Source organism: Massilia sp. CT11-108 (assembly GCF_047302915.1).
Classification (GTDB): Bacteria; Pseudomonadota; Gammaproteobacteria; order Burkholderiales; family Burkholderiaceae_D; genus Telluria; species Telluria orientalis.
Genome location: NZ_JBKYMO010000611.1, coordinates 1 through 2,920 on the forward strand (window position 1 = coordinate 1; position 2,920 = coordinate 2,920).

Consider the following 2,920-nt stretch of genomic DNA (forward strand, 5'->3'; position numbering starts at 1 on the left):
ACCCGCCAGTTAGCTCCGTCTCGTGGGCTCGTATATGTTTATACCACACCCCCACGCCAGGGTGCCGCCGAGGGCCAGCAGCCCGGCCAGCGAACCCCATTGCAGGAACCCGGCGAACGTGACGGCGACGGGCACGCCGACCAGCAGGGCCAGCAGCAGTCCGCGCCATACCGGTCCCCTCGCCATGAGGGCGAGCGGGATGCCGAACGCGATCCAGAACACGGGTTCGACGATGAAGATGAGGTCGCCGTAATACCAGCGCGCATCGAACGGCCAGAATGGATGCACGCCGTAGACGTTGAGTCCGTCCATCGAGATGTGCAGCACCATGCCCACGCAGGCCATCAGGAGCGCCGCGAACCGGGCGCGCGGGCTGGTGCGCAGCAGTCCGCGCGCCGCCGGCCACAGCAGCCAGACCAGGCCCAGCAACAAGGCAACTTCGCCGAGTGCCGCCAGCAATGTGTGCGTATGGCCGCGGTGATGCAACAGATAGCCCAGCGGTGCCTCGAGCAGCTTCGTGAGCACGAGGTCCAGGTCGGGGAAATTGCTGGCGAGGCAGCCGATGGTGAGGAGCAGGCGCGTGCGGACGCGCTGCGCGTCGGATGCGGGCTCGGCAGGCACGCTGCGGTCGATCAGCGCGCCGATGCCGAGGCCGACGACGGAGTGGGTGAGATTATCCATCCTGCAATCTTACCCAAACCGCAAGCTGGCGGATCGAACTGCTTACTGCGCCGACGGTGCGTTCAACGCGGTCCGGCAGATCCGGGCCGCTTGCAAGCCCAGCCAGGCAGCGTTCGTCCAGAAGAAGACGTAAGGCAGGGCGACGAGGGCGACGCCGGCCGTCCGCGCGTAGAACGACAGCAGGATCGTGACCGCGCCGCAGAATGAGGCGAGCACGAACGCCGCGCTATGCCGTGCAGCCGTTTCCGACGTGCCGGCCGCGAAGCCGATCAGCAGCGCGATGGCGAGGCAGATGGCGATGACGGCGGTCGAGGCGATCCCGGAAAAGCTGTTGTGGAGGCGGGCAAGAACGACGACGGTCGCGAGGTATCCACCCAGGAAAACGGTAAGTTGGCGTAATTTCATTGGAACTCAGGCAAGCTGTGCCATCGTCGGCAGAAAATGCGACGATGCGCGAATGCCACAAGTATACATGCACTCAGGAAAACCTGCCGCGGCCTCGAACATTACTGCAGTAAAGGGATTCCCTGCAATTTGTCTGGATTCCGCACTACATATATACGCGAAATGGTGCCGTCGTGAATGCAAAACGACTGCACGGATTCGACTTTCCCATCGATGTAACGAACCAGTCCCGGTTCGCCGTTCACACGTGCCATCTTGTAGACAACCCGATCGCGGAACGCATTGTCAACCGCCCAATACAGCCCTGCTACGCGTCCTGTCCCGATGAGGACCTTGTGCAGGGACTCCACTTTTCCTCCGCCGTCCGCCCGGAATTCGACATCGGCCGACAGGAGCGTCTTCATCGCAGCGCGATCGGCGTTGGCGGCCGCCTGCATGAATTGTTCGAGGACGACGCGATGCATCGACTTCGAGACCGTGAAACGCGGACTCTCCTGGCGTATCCGTTCCTGGGCGCGGTGGACCAATTGCCTGCACGCGGCTTCGCTTTTGCCAAGCATGGCCGCGACGTCACCATAATCCTGGTCGAATACTTTGCGCATCAGGAATGCGGCCCGCTCTTCCGGCGTGAGCCGTTCCAGCACCCAGAGCATGGCGACGGAGACATCGCTGGCCAATTCGGCAGCGGCCTCGGGCGTGTCTTCGACGATCTCGACGACGGGTTCCGGAAGCCACCAGCCGGTGTAGGCGTCACGCTCGGTTTTCCGGCTGCGCAGGCGGTCGATCGACAGTCGCGTCGTGATGGTCACCAGCCAGGCCTCGGCCGACCTGACGTCGTCACGCACGCTTGCGCTGTACCGCAGCCAGGCGTCCTGGACGACGTCTTCTGCGTCGGCGCGCATGCCGAGCATACGATAGGCAATCAGGAAAAGACGTGGGCGTAATGCTTCGAACACAAGCAGGTCGGCAGACTTCATGGCTACCCCAGGGACTTGAACAATACTGACTAGACGATCCGGCACCGACCGTTGTGACGGATCCGTCCGGTGTGTCACGGCGGCGCGCGGTCGCACGTCTTGTGGAAAGCGGCGGGCAGGGTTGCCAACCGCATGACCAATCACCGCATGAAAGGAAAACGCACGATGAATCGCGCAAACTGGTTTCAAGTGTCGCAGGAAGGCGCCAAGGCGCTGGGAGCACTCCACCATTACGTAACGACGGGCTCGGGTCTGGAACCGGGACTCATACACCTTGTTTTCCTCAGGACGTCCCAATTGAATGGTTGCGCACATTGCATCGACGTCCATACCCGCGATCTCATCAAACACGGGATGTCCGTCGACAAGATTGTACTGGTGCCGGTATGGGAAGAAGCCGCCTATCTGTTTTCGGACGAGGAACGGGCGGCCCTGGCGTGGACGGAGGAAGTGACGCGCGTGAGCGAGACCCATGCATCGGACGCGGCCTACGCGGCGGCATTGGCCGCGTTTGGAGAACAGGCCCTGGTCGAACTGACGATCGTGATCGCGGCCATGAACGCGATCAATCGCATGGGCATCAGCTTCCGGTTGAAACCGCGCGCAAAGGCCTGAAACGGCGCCGGTGCCGACGGACCGTCAGCGCTGCGGACATGGCGCGGGCAGCACCGCGACGGTACCCGCGTAACCGTCCGGCAGCACCAATGACAGGCAGGTGCACGCCGCCAGCAGGGGTTCGTCGCAGCCCCCCCATTCCGCTAGCGCCAGCCCCCGGCATTTGAGCCTGGCTTCGCGCTCGCTCCACGCGCGCGCGACGCACCCCCCGCCGAGCGTCAACAGGAGGAAGTCGAGCGAGG

The 2,920-nt window shown here is 63.4% G+C and carries 4 protein-coding genes and 1 pseudogene; 1 reads left to right on the plus strand and 4 read right to left on the minus strand.

The window, feature by feature from the left end; translation table 11 throughout:
- Positions 1 to 9: 9 nt before the first annotated feature.
- The 3 genes from ACEN88_RS28285 to sigJ form a co-directional block, all read right to left on the minus strand.
- Positions 10 to 681, minus strand: coding sequence for a metal-dependent hydrolase (locus ACEN88_RS28285; protein WP_413345016.1), 672 nt, complete (start codon positions 679 to 681; stop codon positions 10 to 12).
- Between the two features lie 42 nt (positions 682 to 723).
- Positions 724 to 1,086, minus strand: a complete 363-nt coding sequence (locus ACEN88_RS28290) for a hypothetical protein (protein WP_413345018.1) — start codon at positions 1,084 to 1,086, stop codon at positions 724 to 726.
- Positions 1,087 to 1,187: 101 nt separating this feature from the next.
- Entirely contained in the window at positions 1,188 to 2,063 is an 876-nt protein-coding gene (sigJ, locus tag ACEN88_RS28295) for an RNA polymerase sigma factor SigJ (protein ID WP_413345020.1), read from the minus strand.
- Positions 2,064 to 2,228: 165 nt separating this feature from the next.
- Between sigJ and ACEN88_RS28300 the strand changes: the two genes are divergently transcribed.
- The gene (locus ACEN88_RS28300; protein ID WP_413345022.1) at positions 2,229 to 2,678 is read left to right on the plus strand and encodes a carboxymuconolactone decarboxylase family protein; all 450 of its coding nucleotides are present in this window, start codon (positions 2,229 to 2,231) and stop codon (positions 2,676 to 2,678) included.
- Positions 2,679 to 2,702: 24 nt separating this feature from the next.
- On the opposite strand, the pseudogene ACEN88_RS28305 reads toward ACEN88_RS28300, so the two are convergent.
- Positions 2,703 to 2,920 (minus strand): annotated as a pseudogene (locus ACEN88_RS28305) (hypothetical protein); the annotation flags it as partial.